Source organism: Mesorhizobium sp. M0633, assembly GCF_040320645.1.
GTDB lineage: Bacteria > Pseudomonadota > Alphaproteobacteria > Rhizobiales > Rhizobiaceae > Mesorhizobium.
Map to the genome: position 1 here is coordinate 1 of NZ_JAMYQC010000130.1, position 672 is coordinate 672.

General features: G+C 68.0%; 1 protein-coding gene. It reads left to right on the top strand.

Annotated features, from left to right (window positions below):
- Nucleotides 1-672, top strand: a 672-nt coding sequence (locus NKI47_RS35000) for a sulfate/molybdate ABC transporter ATP-binding protein (protein ID WP_352596411.1), incomplete at both ends; no start/stop codon positions are given.

Consider the following 672-nt stretch of genomic DNA (forward strand, 5'->3'; position numbering starts at 1 on the left):
CTCAAGGTCCGGCACGGGCCGTCACGCCCGTCGGCGAAGGAAATCCGCCGCCGCGCCTCGGAACTCCTCAACCTCGTTCAGCTTTCCGGTCTGGAAAAACGCTATCCGGCACAGCTTTCGGGCGGCCAGCGCCAGCGCGTGGCGCTGGCCCGCGCCATGGCGATCGAACCGGCCGTGCTTTTGCTCGACGAGCCGTTCGGCGCGCTCGATGCGCAGGTGCGCCGCGAACTGCGCCGCTGGCTGCGCGACATCCACGACGCCACCGGCCACACCACGGTCTTCGTCACCCATGACCAGGAAGAGGCGCTGGAGCTTGCCGACCGCGTCGTAGTGATGAGCCAGGGCCGCATCGAGCAGGTCGGCACCGCCGACGAAATCTACGACACTCCGAACTCGCCCTTCGTCTACGGCTTCATCGGCGAATCGAGTTCGCTTCCGGTCAAGGTCGAGGACGGCCAGGTCTGGATCGCCGACCGGCCGATCGGGCTTTCCGCGCCGCACGCACCGCAAGGCGAAGCGACGCTGTTCTTTCGCCCGCACGACGTCGATCTGGTGGAAGAATGCAACGGCTGCATCGCCGGCACGGTCGCCGCCAGCCGCCGCGTCGCCGGCACCAGGCGGGTCGAGCTCGAAATCGGCGGCGAACGTCAGCGGGTCGAGATCGAATTGCCC